Origin of the sequence: Chitinophaga sp. YR627 (assembly GCF_900114995.1) — a bacterium.
In the GTDB taxonomy this organism is placed as follows: domain Bacteria; phylum Bacteroidota; class Bacteroidia; order Chitinophagales; family Chitinophagaceae; genus Chitinophaga.
This window is the reverse complement of sequence record NZ_FOUX01000003.1, coordinates 1,036,247-1,054,934: the sequence shown is the minus strand read 5'-3', so window position 1 is coordinate 1,054,934 and position 18,688 is coordinate 1,036,247. Positions and strand designations below refer to the sequence as shown.

Sequence of the window (18,688 nt, the reverse complement as noted above, 5' to 3'; positions counted from 1 at the left end):
TTGGCACCATGTGTCCCTGCTGCACACATTTTGCAATACCATTACCGGAGGTTATATTATCATGGCTATACATTTGACGCAAGACAATAAATTGAAGAAGCTAATTGTTGTAGGAGACCGGGTGCTGATCAAACTGACCACTCAGAATGAACGCACTGACAGCGGCTTATACCTTCCTCCAGGTATGCAGGAAAAGGAAAAGGTACAACAGGGATATGTGATCAAAACAGGTCCCGGATATGCGCTACCACTTCCTTCTGAAGAAGATGAAGCGTGGAAACCGGAAGAAGAGAAAGTGAAATATATTCCGCTACAGGCAAAAGAAGGCGACCTCGCCATCTTCCTGTTAAGTGGTTCTACCGAGGTATCTTACCAGGGCGAAAAATACTATATCGTTCCACAGGGCGCTATTCTGCTGCTGGAACGCGAAGAAGATCTGTAACGGGAATTAAACACCGTTAGCTATTACGAATGTCAGGTGCGGACAAAGTGTAAACTTTGTCTCACCAGGCATTCGTAATTTTTTTGTGTAGCCCTATTGTCCGAAATCGCTTTTCTTTATCTTCAGTAAAAATTTGCACACCATGGCAACGAAAGAAGCATTTCTGGAATATATCCGCAATGGTTATTCCTTTAAGGGTGAACACGTTAAGCTTGGATGCGCCATACTGGATGGCGAAGTGGTAACTGGCGCAGATGTATTCATACCCCTGAAAACACTCAACAGACACGGTCTTATTGCCGGCGCCACTGGTACCGGTAAAACAAAAACCCTGCAGGTCATAGCCGAGGCCCTTAGTGACGCAAGCGTTCCTGTCCTGCTGATGGACATCAAAGGTGACCTGAGTGGTGTAGCTGCCGCCGGCACCAGCAATGCAAAAATTGAAGAGCGTTACCAGAAAATAGGCGGTAGCTGGTCTCCTTCTGCCTACCCCGTGGAACTGCTCTCCCTCAGTGATGAAAAAGGCGCCCGCCTGCGTGCGACCGTAAGTGAATTCGGCCCCGTATTACTCTCCAAGATCCTCGAACTGAACGATACGCAGGAAGGTCTGGTCTCCATGATCTTCAAGTATTGCGATGATACCAAACTCCCCCTGCTTGACCTGAAAGACTTCAAAAAAGTATTGCAGTATGTCAGTGATGAGGGTAAAGCAGAAATGGAGAAAGACTATGGTAAAATATCCACCACTTCTGCCGGCACCATTCTCCGTAAGGTGATCGGACTGGAACAGCAGGGTGCTGATCGTTTCTTTGGAGAAGCCTCCTTTGAAGTGGACGACCTGATGCATATCAGTGATGATGGCCGTGGAGTGATCTCCATCGTGAGAGTAGCCGATATCCAGGACCGTCCAAAGCTCTTCTCTACCTTCATGTTAAGTCTGCTGGCCGAACTTTATGCGACCCTGCCGGAAGAAGGCGATCTGGAGAAACCTAAGCTGGTGATGTTCATCGATGAAGCACACCTGATCTTCCAGGAAGCCAGTACCGCTCTTCTTCAACAGATCGAAACCATCATTAAACTGATCCGCTCCAAAGGCGTAGGTATATTCTTCTGTACACAGAACCCTATGGATGTACCTCCTTCCGTACTGGGACAACTGGGTATGAAAGTACAACATGCGCTGCGCGCGTTTACTGCGAATGACAGAAAGGCGATTAAACAGACAGCTGAAAACTACCCACTCTCTGAATTCTATAAAACGGATGACCTGCTGACGCAGATCGGTATAGGGGAAGCCCTCTTTACCTGTCTGAATGAAAAAGGGCAGCCTACACCACTTGCCGCGACGATGCTGGTATCTCCGCGCTCCCGTATGGACGTGCTGACCGACGCCGAGGCGGATACATTGGTAACTGCATCTAAGCTGGTGAAGAAATATAACCGCGAAATAGACAATGAAAGTGCGTACGAGATACTAACTGCCAAACTACAGGAAGCAGCCGAAAAAACGGCAGAAGAAAAGCAGGAAAAGCCTGCTGCAAAGGGAGGCAAACAGAAAGAAGAAAAAAGTGTATTGGAAACTGTACTGACCAGCTCTGCTGCCAGACAGGTAGGACGTACTGCCGCCAATATCATCACCCGCAGTCTGCTGGGCGCTCTTGGTCTTGGTGGCAAAAGCAGCAAAAAAAGTAGTAGCTGGTTCTGATCAGCGTCAAAATAATGAGACATGCCGGCCATGTGCCGGCTTTTTTTATATCCGGTCTTTCCAATACATGAATAAGCATATCCCTGCTGCCAGGAATATCAGGATGAGCAGGTTACCATAACGCAGTAACCAGTGAGGTTTATCCTTCTGTACTTCAAGTACAAAATCGCCTTTCTCAGGCACCTCGTCAATTGCTTTATACCGCTTCATCATTTTCCCAGTTCCAGTTGATTCTTTACAAGTTTGAAGTAATGCTGTTTCAGGGCGACCAGCTCCGTATGATCCCCTTCTTCTATGATCTCTCCTTTATCCAGTACAATGATCTTATCTGCATGCTTTACGGTGCTTAAACGATGCGCAATGATCACAACCGTCCTGCCTCTGAAGAACTCCTGCAGATTCTCCATGATCACCTTCTCATTATTAGCGTCCAGCGAACTGGTAGCCTCGTCGAAGAACAGGAAAGCCGGACCTTTATAGACAGCTCGTGCGATCAATACCCTTTGGTATTCACCACCGCTTAAAGCAATGCCGCCATGACTCAGGTTGGTATGATAACCGGATGGCAATTGCTCGATCATATCTTCTATGTTTGCTACATGCACCGCCTGTTGCAGCCTTTCCTTGTCGATGGTATAATCGTTATCCGACTCTGTGATATTGCGCAGAACAGTATCTGCAAAAATGAATCCGTCCTGCATCACCACGCCACAGTTACTACGCCAGTGACGGCTGTCCAGTGCTTCCAGTGACTTGTCTCCCAGATTGATACTACCAGAAGATGGATCATAGAACTTCAGCAGTAATTTCATCAGGGTTGTCTTTCCACTGCCACTGGTACCTACGATAGCCGTTACCTTTCCCCGGGGGATCGTCAGACTGATATTCTTTAGTACCAGCCGGGAACTGGCGCTCCCATAACGGAAGGATACATTGTCCAGTACCAGGTCATCGGTTTCATCAGACACATCGAAAATGCTTTTCTGCTTATCTTCCTCTTCCACATTCAGGACTTCTCCTATCCTCTCTATACTGATACGGGCTTCTGCCGCGCCGTGGATGAATGCCACAAAACTATTCAGGGGTGTGGCTAATTGTCCGATGATGTATTGCGTTGCCAGCATCCCCCCCAGTGTGATCCTCCCTTCGATGACTGACCAGGCAGCCACGAAAGTGATAATGATATTCATGAGCTGCAACAGGAAGTTACCGCCCACCACCTGCAATTGCTCCAGGCGTAATTCCTTCACCGCTGTATTATACACCCTGTTCTGTACCGACTCCCATTCCCATCTGCGGCGGCGTTCACTATTATTCAGTTTCACCTCCTGGATACCATGCATGATCTCAAGAATACTACTCCTGTTCTCCACTGACTCATCCCTTCTTTTATAACTCAGGACTGCCCGTTTTTTTACAAACAGCATGATCCAGGTGAAATACAATACACTGCCGGCCAGAAAGGTCAGGAACAAAGGAAAACTGAACACACATAGGACCGTTCCGAACAACAATATGTTGATCAGAGAAAACAATACACTGAGTGATGTATTGGATAAGAAGGTATCTATCTGCTTTTGATCTTCTATACGCTGAATAAGATCGGTGATCATCTTGGAGTCAAAAAAAGCGATCGGCAGTTTCATCATCTTGACCAGGAAATCTGATACGATGGCGATATTTACCCGCTTGCTCATGTACAGCAACAGCCAGCGACGTACTATCTCGGCTCCTGTTTGTGACAGGAATAATATCAGTTGTCCGGCCAGGATCAGGTATACAAAGTTGAGGTTATTAAACCTGATGCCCTTATCGACCAATGCCTTTGTCAGAAAAGGGAAAACAACCTGTATAAAAGAAAGGATCAGCACCCCGATCATTACCTGATAGAGGATCTGCTTATGTGAGCGTAAATAAGGCAGCAAAAATCGAAGATCAAGGGGTCTCCCTGCTCCTTGTCCTTCTTTATTATAAAACTCCGCAGAAGGCTCTAAAAACAATGCAAATCCCTCCTGCTCTTCTTCTTTCTTAATCTTCCTGTTGTATAACCAGCCTTCCAGGAATTTCGCGTGGGTGTATTTTACCTTGCCAAAAGCAGGATCTGCCACCCATATATGCTTATCATCCGTTTTATACACCACTACAAAATGGCGTTGCCGCCAGTGTACGATACAGGGCAGCGGTACATCATTCACCAGTGACTCAAAACTGATATTCAGCGCCAGGGTTTTCATCCCGATCTGTTCTGCTGCATCACAAAGCCCCAGCACAGATACGCCCTGTCTGGTGATACCTGACATTTCACGTAGCTGCTGAATGGAATAATTCTTTTTGTAAAAAGCACAGATCATCTTCAGACAGGCTGCTCCGCAGTCCATCTGATCCAGCTGCCTGAAGAACGGAAATGAGGAAAATCTGATCAACTGATAATGGTTTAAGATAATTAGATCCTGTTGATCACTTTCAGTGATTCAAGGTGCAGCAATACATCTGCTATCATGGAAGGCGCTTCGATCTCATAACAGGTATCCAGGTGTGAGATCAATGATTCAAATGTCTGTGGCGTAGCCAGAAAACGCAATATATCAAACGCCAGTTCGGCGATGATAACCGCTTCTCCGTCAGCCTTACGGATCATGATCTGATCCATCGGAATATCTTCTTCCAGACGGCCCCTTACTTCATATCTGATACCTTCAGAAACGCCGAATATGGTCGTATCCACTATCGGCTGCTGTACATACTCTTTCTTCCGAAACACCACCAGCCAGTTTTTCAGCGTAACAGTCTGCATAGACAATTCCGATTCCAGGTGATTACACCTGATCACTTCTTCCCGTACCACTTCAAAGCCGGCCCGTATAAAAGCAGCCCTGATCTCATTAGCCGCCAGTTTCTCGCTGACGTCTTCAAAACCGTATCCAAGCGGTCCGAGATGAATAAATACACCTCCCGGTTTCAGGAGCCTTTTCACTTCAGGCAGTAATAACTTCAGGGCCAGTACATCCGTGAAATAGGCGGAACAGAAAGCCGAGATACTACCATCTTTATGAGGAGAATGCAGGATATCTGAAATGTAGCAGAACAGCTTATCATTCACCCCAGGCAGTGTATATCCGCTGAAAGGCGGATGATAAGTGGCTGTCAGTTCCCTGGCTACATAAGTATCCTGTAATATATTAGTGTAGTTGATTTCATGAAAATTGATACTCGCGCCTTTCAGCAACTGCTGAAAGAACCAGAGCATGGAAAAGGACAGATCTGTTGCATAGACCTTTTCAAAATAGCCGCAAAGTTCTACAGCAATACGTCCAACTCCCGCACCTGCTACAAGGATGTTCTCCCGGTCGCTGATAGCTTCACTGATCACTTCTTCCAGTGGTCCCAGGATCTCGGAAAGCTGTAGTTCACCTTCCTCCAGCCAGCACCAGTCCCGCTTCAGGTATTGAAAATCTTTCAGCACCGCCGCTGATACCGGAGAAGACTTCGTCCTGAGTAATGCAGCAGGACTCACCCGTTCACACAGCATATTGACCAGTGTGCCTATCAGTTCATTATTACCGGACAGCGCTTTTCTCAACTGCTGCCAGTAGATCTGTCTGTAGGGTCTGTTTTCAAAAGCCTGTTCCAGTTCGCCCAGCTCTCTTTCTTTCTGCTGGGCAAAATCTGCATATTGTTTTGCCATACCGGCAATATATTCTTCTTCGTTGCTCACAAACAATGGCACTCCATGCAGGTGTTGATAGTCTTTATGACATACGGCACAACTGTATGTTTCCTCTTTTATAAGAGGTGATCCGCATTGCAGACAGATCATCTGATCGGCAGCAATGTCAGTATATGTAATCATCTGAATTATTTTATAGCAAGAAAACCCTCAAAACAAACATATTTCATCACAGACAGGATATCTACGAAACCGGCTCTTGTTAACAGGTCCTTGTTGCCTGTAGTAGAAAAAGGTTCCAGTACGCCTTTCAGACTTCTGCTTTTTGCCAGGATCTCTCCGGCAGTAAAGCCCTGTGCCAGTTTAAACTCTGTATAGAGGCTGGTCGCAATATCCTGGAACCGTGCATCATTCGCCCGTACCTTTTCGAACATGATCAGGGCGCCGCCCCAGTTGAGTGCATTATATATTTTGTCCACCACCAGTTGCCGCACTTTTGGCTTTATAAATTGCAGTGTATAGTACAGGATGATCAGGTCGCTTTTCTTCAGGTCAATATCGAGGATATCATCGTGAATAAAAGACACCTGCGGATATGCGCTGCACTTCTCCTTTGCAGCACTGATCATATCAGCTTCCCTGTCTACACCTATGATTTCAACATCCTTGTCTTTACAGTTAATGGCTAACTGTTTTGTAAGTTCGGCTGTTGAGCAGCCTATTTCATAACATACTGAATCATCCGACAAAAAGAAATCCGACAATTTTACAATGAGGTCATGTCCTTCATGATATAGTGGGATCGACTTGGGAGCGTGTGTATCAAAGGCAGCCACAGTTTTACCGGAGAAGGTCCATCCTGCATTGGCGGCAACGATCGTATCACCGGCATGGAACGTTGTTAATTCGTTATCCATCTTGCGGGGTTAATAGTGAAGGGAAAAAGACAAGAGCAGTATTGCTACTGCCCTTGTTTACACTCTTACGTTTTTTAGATTACAGCGCAGATGCTGTTTCCAGCGTAGTGTGGCAGGATGCGAGTGTACCACCTACGATTTTTGCCAGTGCATCTTCTGCTTTCACTGACTGTGCAGCTGCTTTCAGCTCTTCGATGGTCAGTTTTTTCTTTGTTTCGTTAGCTTTGGAGCTGTTTTTACCCATTTTCATACAATGAACGTTTATTTGGTTAACGCCTACTCTGTTTCAGATTTTCGGCTTCCTCTGTAAAACCCTTGTATTGTAAATAACAATTATCTCATTCTGTCCCTTTCACTGCCAATACCGATGGTATGTCTTTTGGCAGTTCTCAGTTTACTGTTGCCAAACTTATAACTGAGGTTCAGTTTAACAACCCTTGAGTCGGTATAGGTCTTATATCCGGAGTGCTGGTCCAGGTAGTTGATGTCCCACTGCCACCTGTTGGTATAGAATATATCCGTTACACTTAATACAGCTGCAAATTTTGCAGAGAATGTTTTACGGATAGCAGCATCCACAAAGAAACGTGTGCCTACTTCATACAGACCATTCAGCGATGGCGTTCTGTAATAAGCTGTCATCTCTGCTGTCAGACTCTTAGATATAGGGAATGTATTATTAGCGTTGATATAGAATACCGGTTTGGTGATGTTATAAGTACCATTCAGATAAGGCGTCTTATACTGTATCAGGTAATTATTCCAGGTGATATTACTCTGCCACCATTTCGTGATCGTGACAGGAATAATAAAGTATATACGGTAGTAATAGCAGTGATCAATATTTGCAATGATATTCTGCAATGACTGCGTATCATAATGCTGTTGTACTGACTGCTCAATCCTGTCTCTGATATTATCTATCTCGATCGCCACACGATATTTCTTTCTGAATATATAAGCCAGTTCCAGTGTATTGGTATAAGAAGGCTTCAGGAAAGGGTTACCCGTTGAATAGGCATTTGGATCTCTCCTTATGGCCAGCGGACTCAGATAGCTATAGTTCGGCCGCTCAAAGCTCGTCGTGTAGGAAAAATTAAACTCATGGCTTTTATTGACCACATACTGTGCGAACACAGAAGGGAATACCCTGAAGTAATTTCTGTCTACGATGTCGCTTTGTCTTAGCACACTGCCTTTTGCAATGGTCTGTTCCACACGCGTACCAGCCTTTACCGTCCATTTCATAAAAGCTTTTTCCAGGTTAAAATAGGCGGCATTGACATTTTCTGTATAGTCAAACTTATTCAACTGCGAAGTATCCACCCGGTATTTATCACCTTGCAACTCTGCGTAAACGAGATCACTGTTATTCTCCATCCAGGTGCTCTTGGCACCCAGTTCAAGGGTATAATCGTTCTTCAGCTTTCTTGTAAAGTCTACGGTAAGTCCCTTTACATTCAGCTTTACAGGAGCATCATTCCTGAAGTAAGCAGAAGGCTTGCGTTCCTCCATATTCGGATTGAAATAGGAAAAGAAATAATCCTGTCCGTTTTCGGCATTGTAGCGTGCATAGTCTGCATTTACACTCAGGGAGCCTTTCGTACCCATTGTCAGATTATAGTACAAGTTATACAACTGCACACCTGAAGGATATCTGATGGCGCTATTGGTATGTACAATAGAATCTATATTGCCTTTACTCCAGATATAGGTATCATTGTCGTACCCGCTCTTCCTGCGCACCCGCTGGGCATTGACCTGAAAACCTATCGTATGTTTCGCATTGATGGTATAATCCAGCCCACCTATCAGGGTATGCGATCTGTTTGTTGTACGTGCGTATTGCTGCTGATCGAAGTAAACCGGTACGGCCTGATCTGCGTAATCAACATAAGATGGCTGCCGCTGATAATCTTTGATGCTCATGAAGGAATAATTCACATAAGCATTCAGCTTTCCTACTTTATAGTTCAGGTTCAACGCGGGACTATACTTATCATACTTTCCCTGTCCATACGTGAAAGACGCTGTTCCATTCATGCCCTCCGCCTGGTTCCTGACTGTTCTGATATTGACCACACCAACGCCCTGTCCGGCTTCATAGCGGGCAGAAGGATGTTTGATGATCTCTATCTGGCTTACCTGATCAGCGGCCATACCTCTCAGCATGTTGCTCAACTGTTCTCCGCGCAGATAAGTTGACTTACCATTTATCAGTACTACAGCGCCTGTAGTACCCAGGATAGATACTGCACTTCCACTGGTTTCAACACCGGGTGATTTTCCCAGCAGGTCCCACACCGAGTTTCCGTTTGTCAGGATACTCTTCTCTACATTCAGTACGATCTTATCTATCTTATATTCTATCAGTGGCTTCCGCGATACGACGGTCACTTCCTTTAACAGGCGGGGATCTCTTTTCAACACCAGTGACTGTTCTATGGCACTGTTGTCAGCACCTGTGAGATTCAATGGCGTCGCCGCTTCCCTGTAACCGATCAATACTGCTTTCAGCACATAGATTCCCTTCTTCAGGTGTCTGATTTCATAGCCACCTGCAGCATCACTTTCGGCACTGGCAACTATTGCCGAATCGGGTAGATTCAACACAGTAATTTTTGCATATGCGATAGGTAACTGCGTACTATCCTCCTTCACTGTTCCTCTTATCTGTACCTGGGCTAACACCTGCAGGTGAATGAGTACAGACAATACTAACAGTGACGCTGTCTTTTTACAAGCGCTCATCATAGGTTTTCATTTAAAAGCAAATCGGAACAGGATCTATTGGTTATTCGCTGGTTATTGAGTAATCATTTAAGAGACAAAATTTAGGATAACTAAACCTGGAAACCTGATTGGAGAAGTCCGCACGATCCAGTATATGCCGGATGTTTTCCAGTGTATGCCCGATACCTTCATGCAGGGCTGTATAGAGATTTTCTCCTGCATCGGTATAGACTTCTGAAAAAACAACCTGTTGCATACCGGTCTTGTATCTCCGGCTCTGGTCACAGTATCGGGCTATCAGTTCATGGCGTTCCTCTCTGGAGAATGCATCCTTTAACCGAAACAACACATCAAAACATTTCACACGTTGTGCCACGGTAAATATTCCATGGAAAGCGTCGTAGATATTTCTTTTGTCAGCTGTTATCCCTGAATAATCTGATAATAATTTCAGTTCAGGATTGATCACAAAATACTCGTCCATATTGAACATGTAAGCGTTGAGCATATTGTGTGACCATTGGTGTATCAAATCATCCAGAAAAAAAGCGATGCTGCTGTTCGCATTTGCATTCAGGAACACAGTCCCCTGTAATTCTTTCGTAGCAAAGCTGTTAACGGGTTCACTGTTAAAGATCACTATCTTGCGGTTGGTCATACAGGACAACCTGTAAAAGGCAGGACAATGTACTTCAATGAGCTTCAGGGCACGTTCCAGGTTATCGCGCTGTAACACGCTGATGTTGTAGGTATCGATCGCTGATGCATCTACAACAGCGTCTTCACGTACAGGGACAAAATACTTGTAAAACAGTGGATGATTGAATGGTAGTAATTCAAAATCACCAACCATCTGCAGTGGCACAAAAGTATGTGTCAGCGGTATATCACCATGTCTTACTTCGAAGGCAGTTCCTCCTCTGTAGCGCACCTGCGCTGTTTCTATCTGGGTTGCACCGGTAAGGCAAATGCTTCCCATCTTAGGCAGATAAGCTATCCCATGCGGGTCAAATGTCGCTGTAAACGAATTTGGTCGCTGTTCTTCAGAAATGTATCCAAACAGGATCTGTTCCAGTGAAGGACGGTTGGGAGCTGTCGCGTTATTAAACCAGGCAAATAACAGGGGTTCCAGAAAGATATCATCATCATTGATGTCCAGTAGGGATATGATATTTTCGTCCTCCTTATATACCAGTATTTTTATTGTTTGCGCAAGTTCTTCCAGCTTATCCTGCAGCTTGAGATCATCAATAAAATCTGTTGAGTGATCCGGTCTCCGCGTGATATTGAGGGGTAACATAGTGTTGTGGATGTTATGTTATGGGTCTTAATTTATTGGGCAACACTTCTTACTTCCTTTCTTTAATCTTCAAAACGAATTTAGTAACATTTTCCAATCCTCCAAAAAAATTTAGTCACGCATTGAGAACAAACGCTCAATAGACTTTACATAAGCTTTCTTTGTCATTCCTACCAAAACGTGATCCATACCGGATTTCAGACAATATTCACAAGCGAGCTCAGAAATTTTTCGTTTATCATTAGCTGGTAAAAAGCCATTTTGGACAAATTTATCTCTCCATGCAGCAGCCTTCAACGTGAGTTCTTTTCGTGAGTAATCTTTACACAACTGTTTGAGTTTTTCGTATATGCGTTTGTGCGTAACCGGAATATTATTATCATACAAAGTTCTGAGTAGTGGATACAAATGTGTCTGAAACACCTGCTCCACCGCATCTGGGGTACCAATACTCATCCATCGCTCATGAATAATTTTAACAACCGGCAAAGACAACACATCTTCTTCAAGCCCATTCCTGATCATTCGTTGTTGTATTAACGTTATCGCCTTTTCTACCAGCAACAAATCTTTTTCCTCCTGCAATTTTGCGGCCTCTTTCTCATAAGAGGCAAACCTGATAATCTCATTTCCCTGTTGACTACTCAATGGTCTGTTTGCAATGGTGATGATATCATTTTCCTTTGCAGCAGCTATAATACTTCGTCCGTTATGATGTGGCGCAAGCGCCTGTTGCTCAAGCAGATTAAAAGGAAACTGTATGAATTTAAAATGATGTTCAGACCGGATACTGCGCGCGATATCCAACAGTCTGTCAAGATCTGTAGTATCATCTGCTGCCGTATCAAAAGGGAAAGTATTGGAACTAATACCATAGTATCTTATCACACCTTTATCAACCTGTGTTTCCATCCATAAAAATGCTTTTCTGATACGATCGTAATACTCATCTTTACTCAATGTCACATTCGTTTGCCGGAAATAATGCTCAGGATTATGTAATAGAAATGTATCCACATAATCAGTCTGCATGCGCTGTAAGGAAAGCTGCAACTGTAATTCCAGGTATACCGGATGGACAGAATATTTCATCCTTTCAGAAAAGGTAATCACTTCATCTTCCAGTAGTCTATTGTCTACAGTATCCAGCAGGGGCAGGCTTTCCCCTTGTATATAACCTGCTTTCGTCACAATAAAAACCTTCTCTCTGAGCTGATGCGCTGACAGGACCTCTCCTATAAGTCTTTCAGAAGCGCCATTCAGATAATTACCTGCGGTATCAAGCAGATTACATCCGGCATATATAGCAGCAAGAAGGGCTTCATGGTGTTCCTGCTGGTTAACTGATGTACGGTAAGCGCCAAATCCGGCGGCAGTCAATTGTTGTATCGGTAACATATTTCAGGGTTTAAAAAGGGCTTCGGATAGCTAAAATAAATCCTTTATAGCGTTTACCACATTTTCTTTAAATTTACTTTATCTATAACCCTCAAAAGTATAACATGAAGAAATTAGCTTTAACCCTTTTTGTCAGCCTCTTTTTCTTATGCACCCAAGCCCAGACAAACACCTCTACCGCTACGGAACACCCTGCAGACAGCAAAGTAAAATTCAAAAAGGAAAATGTTGACTTCGGTACCACTGCTTTTAACAAACCCGTTACTGTCAATTTTGAGTTTACCAATGTGGAAAAACAACCGGTGCTGATTGAAAATGTACGTACCAGCTGCGGATGCACCGCTCCTACATGGACGAAAGAACCCGTACTGCCAGGTAAAACAGGAAAAGTAACCACTACTTATTCTGCCAACTCGGTTGGACAACAAAACAAAACCATCTGGGTAAAGATCAAAGGCATTGACCAGGAAAAAGAATTACATCTGACAGGAACGGTACAGAACTAAGCCTTGCTACAATCACCTTATTGCCTGGCAGCAGCGTAACAAACGTCTTTCTGCCAGGCTTTTTTTATTGTATTCCCCCCTCCCATTCCTGCCTGTCATACATTTTATTGATATCATTTTCTTAAGATTCATTATCTTATTGCCTCAATAGATCAAACTAAAGATTACATGGAAAAAATTATCAAAACCGGCATATGCGCCTATGGCATGTCAGGCCACGTTTTTCACGCACCATTTATTCATGTACATCCCGGATTTGCATTCACGGCTGTAGTGGAAAGAAGTAAACACATGGCTCAGGAAAGATATCCTGATGTAAAGGTGTACAAGAGTGTAGAAGAAATGCTCCAGGATGACAGCCTGGAACTGATCGTTGTAAACACGCCTAACTATACACACTACGAGTATACCAAAGCTGCGCTGAATGCAGGCAAACATGTGATTGTAGAAAAACCGTTCACCGTTGCATCCAAAGAAGGACAGGAACTGGTGGAACTGGCTAAAAGCAAAGGTCTTTTACTGAGCGTTTATCATAACAGACGTTTTGACAGCGATTTCAAGATCGTACAACAGGTCATCAGCAGCGGCGATCTGGGTGATATACTGGAAGCTGAAATCCACTATGACCGCTACCGCGAAGAACTCAGTTACAAGAAACATAAAGAAGCGGCATTACCGGGAACCGGCGGTCTGTATGACCTTGGCTCTCACCTGGTAGATCAGGGGCTGCAACTGTTCGGTATGCCTGACGGTATCTGGGCTGATATCCGTATCATCCGTAAAGAGTCCCTGGTGGACGATTACTTCGAACTGGTCTTCTTCTATGATAAACTGCGTGTTCGTTTAAAATGCAGCTATATCACCAGAGAACCAATTCCATCCTATCAGTTCCATGGCCGTAAAGGTTCTTTCATCAAAACAAAAGCCGATACGCAGGAAACCATGCTGCAACAGGGACTCATGCCTGGCGCACCAGGATGGGGTATAGAAGGCATTCATGAATGGGGCCTGATACACACAGAGAAAGACGGAGAAGTGATCAGAAAATACCTGCCTTCGCCAAAAGGTAATTACCTCGAATACTTCGATGGTATGTATGCAGCTATTGCAAATGGTGCACCTGTACCGGTTCAGCCTACTGACGCAGTCAATGTGATCCGTGTCATTGAAGCCGCTTTTGAAAGCAGCAAAACCGGTAGTATCGTTAAACTGTAACACAATCATTTTGTATAAAAGCGAAAGCCGTACGCCTCAGGCGTACGGCTTTCGCTTTTATACAAATCATCTTATCTGAGATAAACTTTCCCATCAGCGTCTCTGCCTGCTTTCTCTTCCAGGATCAGGAACTGCATCACTTCCAGCAATGCATCTTCTTCAATAGATGAGAGTCTGTTCCTCACTACACTCCATTCCTCCGGCTCACTCCCTAACTGCGCGATCAGCTGACTGGCGATTGTGGCGCCTGCCTTTGCTTCCAATGGTCTTTTCTTCTTCTCAATACACACATCACAGGTACCGCATTCCGCTGAATTTCTCTCACCGAAATACCTTACCAGCAATTGCGTACGACAGATATCCCTGTTCTCTACATAACCCATCATGGCATCCAGCCGGGCTTTATATGCCTTCATACGCTCTTTTATCTTTCCGGCATCTATCTGCAGATGTTGTGCAGATACACGTTCCTGCGAAAAGCACAGCTGTGGTTCTTCCTTACGCTGATTATACTGAATGATCCGCCGCTGATGCAGTTGTTGTAACCACTGTACTATCTGTGGTTCAGGTTTTCTTAAAATACGTGCAAGCTGTTTTTCATACACCGGCACAGGTGTATCGAAAATACCTTCATAGGTACGCAGCAATGTCTGGGTGATGGGTTCGAAGTCAGGTTGCATATCTGTAAAATCGTACAGCGTCTGCTTACTGATCACAAACTCTATCCGTGAAGGCATAAATACACTTTCACTTAACTGTAGTATCCCTTCCTGCTCCAGTATACGTAGGGCGCTATAGGCAATCGTGATATTGAGATTAAATCTTCTGACAAAATCATTGATATCAAAATCATAGTATACTCCTTCCGCACTGCCCACTGCCACCTGCAGGTAGTTGACCAGACTTTGGTACACTTCACGGATCTCAGATATTTCGGGAAACTGTAACTGCATGGCCTGCACCATTTCATTCAGTTCCTGCTGCTGATACAGGAGTACGGCATAAGCTTTCTTTTCATCTCTGCCTGCGCGGCCAGCTTCCTGATAGTAGGCTTCCAGTGCATCGGTCGCATCATAATGCACCACCACCCGTACATCCGGCTTATCGATCCCCATACCGAAAGCATTGGTACAGGCGATCACCCGTATACGGCCGTTAATCCATAACTCCTGTCGTGCAGTACGCTCCTCTCCGGTCAGTCCTGCGTGATAGTAGGTTGCAGAAATCCCCTCCTGTTCCAGCATATCAGCAATCTCCCGGGTACGCTTCCGGTTACGACAATAGACGATGGCGCTACCAGGTACCCTTTGCAGGATGTGCTTCAGCTTTTCAGGTTTATTATCCTCTTCAATAACACTATAGGAAAGATTAGCGCGGGCAAAGCTTTTAGTAAATATTACCGCCCTTTTCATGAGCAGCTTTTCACAGATATCCTGCTGTACTTCAGGAGTTGCAGATGCGGTAAGTGCCAGTACACGCACTCCTGGAAAATACTCCCTGATAGCCGCTATTTCCAGATAGGCAGGTCGAAAATCATAGCCCCACTGTGAAATACAGTGTGCTTCATCAATAGCCAGCAGGTTCACCGGCATCCCGTCACAATACTCCAGGAACCGCTTACTCTGCAAGCGCTCCGGAGAAACATACAGGAACTTGTACTTTCCTCTGCGGGCTTCTTCCAGGAGTCGTTCCACATCCTGATAATACATACCGGCATAGATCGCAGCAGCGGGTATATTCCGCTTTTGCAGATTCGCTACCTGGTCTTTCATCAACGCGATCAGCGGGGTCACGACCAGACACAGGCCTGGTTTCATCAGGGCCGGTACCTGGAAGCAAATGGACTTACCTCCACCCGTAGGCAGCAATGCAAGGGTATCTTTTCCGTTGATGATCGATTGTATGATATCTTCCTGTAAAGGACGGAATTGTTCGTATCCCCAGAACTTCTTGAGTATGTCGGATGGATTGAGCATATCTGAGCAGGTGTAAAAATAAAGAATCTGCTCCTACAGGATGCAATACTCAGACCACCTTTTTATAGCGTAATCTGACTGAGTTCACTGCCAGGACGATATCTGACAGGGCCATTACACCGGCGCCCGAAATAGGGCTTAATACGCCAAATGCGGCGAAAGGAATAGCAATGATATTATAGATAAATGCCCAGAAAAGGTTCTGTTTGATTGTCAGGTAAGTATGCCGTCCCAGTCCCAGGGCCAGTGGCAGTGATGACAGGCGGTTATTCAGCAGGATCACATTGGCGCTCTGCATGGCCACATGTGTGGCATCACTCAGGGAGATACCAATACTGGCTCTTGCCAGGGCAGGAGCGTCATTGATACCGTCACCCACCATCGCTACGGCAGCTTCTTTCATCAGGGCATCTATCTTTTGTAGCTTCTGTTCAGGTGTTTGTCCGGCAAATACTTCCGTGATCCCTACCTGTGCAGCCAGTTCCCGGCACTTTCTTTCTGTATCTCCGCTCAGCAACACCGTTTTGATCCCCCTGTGCTGCAACAGCTGCACCATCCGGGCGGCATCTGGTCTGATCTCATCCGTAAAGTCGATCCAGCCTGCCAGTTGCCCGTTTTTCAGCAGATAAATGTTATGATTATCATCTTTGGTAGCCTGTTCCGCCATTGTATAGGAACCCAGCTGCCACTCATTGCCCTGTGTATCTTTTGCCTGCATACCGCGGCCTTTGATCTCTCTGACCTGTAATAATCCGGCCTCTCCCTGTCCTTTCCACTGACCGGAAAGAGAACGGGCAATCGGGTGGGAGGAATATTTCTCCAGACTATAAACAGTGGCTTTGAACTCCTGTTCGGTCATGCCTTCAAAGTGGTACTTACCTATCTGTAATTTCCCGGTCGTGAGGGTACCCGTTTTATCCAGGACTACATATTTAATATCCTTAAAAGCTTCCAGTGTATTGGCCCCTTTGATCAGAATACCGTTATTCGCAGCACGTCCCAGGCCCACCATCACAGCTGCCGGTGTAGCCAGTCCCATTGCACAGGGACAGGCAATGACCAGTACAGCGATGCTCTTCATAATCGCCTCTCCGGTAGTCACCTGACTGAAAAGCAGCCATCCAAGGAAAGTGGCAATGGAAATACCCAGCACCAGGGGCACAAAAATACCGCTGATCCTGTCTGCCAGTCTTTGCATATTGGGTTTGCTCCCCTGGGCCTGTTTTACCAGTTCTATGATATAGGATAATACGGTATCCTTTCCTGTTGCGGTAATGAACATTTTGACGCTACCATCTTCCATGATGGTACCACCGATGACCTTATCCTTTTCCTTTTTGGATACGGGCGTACTCTCTCCGGTGATCATGGACTCGTTGATATGCCCGTTGCCCCAGTAAATAGTACCATCCATAGGGATTTTGTCACCTGTATTGACTAATACCTTATCTCCAGGTTTCAGGGTCTGGTTATCGACGATATGAATATGTTCATGATTCCCGTGATCGGTGATCAACCGGGCTGTGGTCACCTGCATACGTGCCAGATCCGCAATCGCGGTAGTCGTTTGTTTCACGGAACGTTCTTCCAGCAGATTACCCAGAAAAACGAGTGTGATGATCGCAGCTGTTGTTTCATAGAACATATACTCACTGCCAAGATGCAGTAAAGTACCTGCGAGGCTGTATCCATAGGCAGCAGTAGCCCCCAATGTGATCAGTACATCCATATTGGCCAGTTTGTTGACCAGGGAACGCCATGCGCTACGCCCAAAGTGCCATAAACCTACCAGATATACCGGTGTGGATAAAGCCAGCTGTACATATGGGTTATGCAACCACGCCCAGTGTACCCACATATGCAGTAACAATGGGGCGGTAAATATGGCGCAGAAAATAAATTTAAAGCTCAGGGTATTTAGAAATGCTGTTTTAGGCAGAGGCTGGTCGGGCAGTATGATCTGATAGCCCATCTGGCTGACCCCATTCAGTACTTCAGTAGCGGATGCGATGCCTTCCGGGAGGGTAAAGCTCAATTCTTCTGTGGCGAAGCTCACATTTACGTCCTGCATGCCTTTATGTTCAAGGTATTTAGACACCGATTGCGCGCAATTGGTGCAATGCATACCCCTTACTTTACAACTGATCGTTTCCATGTTCTACTGAATAAATATTAATATCAAAATACCATTACAAAGGTACCATGCACCGTTTTACGCGAATAAAATATTAATGCAACGGAGTATCGGCATACGGGCTTATCATACAGATTATCAATCCGTTCCGGGTACCGGGATTTTTAATGCAACTGGGTAGCAACCAATGACATAGTAATTAGCTAAATTTACTCCATGGAATGGACATTTTCTCAGGAAGATCTGCCTGCCACGGCTGAAAGCTTCTGGCAACATTACAAGGGGCAACATATATTTACCCTGGAAGGCCCGATGGGAGCAGGCAAAACCACGTTTATAAAAGCATTGTGCGCCGCCAGAGGTGTGGAGGACGCAACTGCCAGTCCCACTTTTTCCATTATCAATGAATATGCTTTCAGGGAAGATGGCCGGCAGTACAGCATTTTTCACCTCGATCTCTATCGTCTCAAGGACGAGGAAGAAGCCATCGCTGCAGGCGTAGAAGACACCATATACCGCGATCATGCGATCAGTTTTGTGGAATGGCCTGATATCATTAACGACCTGCTGCCTCCGGATACGATCCGGCTGCAGTTATCAGTGTTACCGGATAAAAAAAGGCTTTTACGCGCCGGATAATGCTTTGAACAAATGACGTATCTTTGGATACTCGGAAAAAATCACCCGGACCAATC

General features: G+C 45.2%; 15 protein-coding genes. 5 read left to right on the top strand and 10 right to left on the bottom strand.

Features of this window, described 5'->3' with window-relative positions; genetic code table 11:
* The first annotated feature begins 91 nt into the window (after positions 1-91).
* Together BMZ72_RS19855 and BMZ72_RS19850 are read left to right on the top strand one after the other, a co-directional pair.
* Positions 92-442 (top strand): co-chaperone GroES, encoded by a 351-nt coding sequence (locus tag BMZ72_RS19855; RefSeq protein WP_255373246.1) that lies wholly within the window; start codon positions 92-94, stop codon positions 440-442.
* Positions 443-584: 142 nt separating this feature from the next.
* Positions 585-2,147: a helicase HerA-like domain-containing protein gene (locus tag BMZ72_RS19850; RefSeq protein WP_089811404.1), complete on the top strand. Its 1,563-nt coding sequence runs from the start codon at positions 585-587 to the stop codon at positions 2,145-2,147.
* Positions 2,148-2,192: 45 nt separating this feature from the next.
* On the opposite strand, the gene BMZ72_RS36610 is transcribed toward BMZ72_RS19850, so the two are convergent.
* The 8 genes from BMZ72_RS36610 to BMZ72_RS19820 all read right to left on the bottom strand — a co-directional run bounded on the left by BMZ72_RS36610 (position 2,193) and on the right by BMZ72_RS19820 (position 12,162).
* Positions 2,193-2,360 (bottom strand): hypothetical protein, encoded by a 168-nt coding sequence (locus tag BMZ72_RS36610; RefSeq protein WP_177222852.1) that lies wholly within the window; start codon positions 2,358-2,360, stop codon positions 2,193-2,195.
* Positions 2,357-4,570 carry a peptidase domain-containing ABC transporter gene (locus BMZ72_RS19845; protein WP_089811402.1) on the bottom strand — a complete coding sequence of 738 codons (2,214 nt, stop codon included), beginning with the start codon at positions 4,568-4,570 and terminating at the stop codon, positions 2,357-2,359. The genes BMZ72_RS36610 and BMZ72_RS19845 overlap by 4 nt, the downstream gene beginning before the upstream one ends.
* 20 nt (positions 4,571-4,590) lie before the next feature.
* The gene (locus BMZ72_RS19840) at positions 4,591-5,997 is read right to left on the bottom strand and encodes a class I SAM-dependent methyltransferase (RefSeq protein WP_089811400.1); all 1,407 of its coding nucleotides are present in this window, start codon (positions 5,995-5,997) and stop codon (positions 4,591-4,593) included.
* 5 nt (positions 5,998-6,002) lie between these two features.
* Positions 6,003-6,731 (bottom strand): methyltransferase domain-containing protein, encoded by a 729-nt coding sequence (locus tag BMZ72_RS19835; protein WP_089811398.1) that lies wholly within the window; start codon positions 6,729-6,731, stop codon positions 6,003-6,005.
* A gap of 79 nt (positions 6,732-6,810) precedes the next feature.
* Complete coding sequence (locus BMZ72_RS36605) at positions 6,811-6,981, bottom strand: hypothetical protein (RefSeq protein ID WP_012788942.1); 171 nt, start codon at positions 6,979-6,981, stop codon at positions 6,811-6,813.
* Between the two features lie 83 nt (positions 6,982-7,064).
* A complete protein-coding gene (locus BMZ72_RS19830) occupies positions 7,065-9,485 on the bottom strand; it encodes a TonB-dependent receptor (protein ID WP_089811396.1) in 2,421 nt (806 codons plus the stop codon).
* A 40-nt stretch (positions 9,486-9,525) separates the two neighbouring features.
* Positions 9,526-10,764, bottom strand: coding sequence for an HEXXH motif-containing putative peptide modification protein (locus tag BMZ72_RS19825; RefSeq protein ID WP_089811394.1), 1,239 nt, complete (start codon positions 10,762-10,764; stop codon positions 9,526-9,528).
* A 111-nt stretch (positions 10,765-10,875) separates the two neighbouring features.
* Positions 10,876-12,162, bottom strand: a complete 1,287-nt coding sequence (locus tag BMZ72_RS19820; RefSeq protein ID WP_089811392.1) for an aldo/keto reductase — start codon at positions 12,160-12,162, stop codon at positions 10,876-10,878.
* Positions 12,163-12,266: 104 nt separating this feature from the next.
* Between BMZ72_RS19820 and BMZ72_RS19815 the strand changes: the two genes are divergently transcribed.
* On the top strand, positions 12,267-12,668 hold the full coding sequence (locus BMZ72_RS19815; RefSeq protein WP_089811390.1) for a DUF1573 domain-containing protein: 402 nt from the start codon (positions 12,267-12,269) through the stop codon (positions 12,666-12,668).
* Between the two features lie 168 nt (positions 12,669-12,836).
* Entirely contained in the window at positions 12,837-13,883 is a 1,047-nt protein-coding gene (locus BMZ72_RS19810) for a Gfo/Idh/MocA family oxidoreductase (RefSeq protein WP_089811388.1), read from the top strand.
* 71 nt (positions 13,884-13,954) lie between these two features.
* Here BMZ72_RS19810 and BMZ72_RS19805 read toward each other — a convergent pair whose 3' ends face one another.
* Both BMZ72_RS19805 and BMZ72_RS19800 read right to left on the bottom strand, forming a co-directional pair.
* The gene (locus tag BMZ72_RS19805) at positions 13,955-15,859 is read right to left on the bottom strand and encodes a RecQ family ATP-dependent DNA helicase (protein WP_089811386.1); all 1,905 of its coding nucleotides are present in this window, start codon (positions 15,857-15,859) and stop codon (positions 13,955-13,957) included.
* Positions 15,860-15,908: 49 nt separating this feature from the next.
* A complete protein-coding gene (locus tag BMZ72_RS19800; protein WP_089811384.1) occupies positions 15,909-18,014 on the bottom strand; it encodes a heavy metal translocating P-type ATPase in 2,106 nt (701 codons plus the stop codon).
* 195 nt (positions 18,015-18,209) lie between these two features.
* Between BMZ72_RS19800 and tsaE the strand changes: the two genes are divergently transcribed.
* The gene (tsaE, locus tag BMZ72_RS19795; protein ID WP_089811382.1) at positions 18,210-18,632 is read left to right on the top strand and encodes a tRNA (adenosine(37)-N6)-threonylcarbamoyltransferase complex ATPase subunit type 1 TsaE; all 423 of its coding nucleotides are present in this window, start codon (positions 18,210-18,212) and stop codon (positions 18,630-18,632) included.
* Positions 18,633-18,688: the final 56 nt, after the last annotated feature.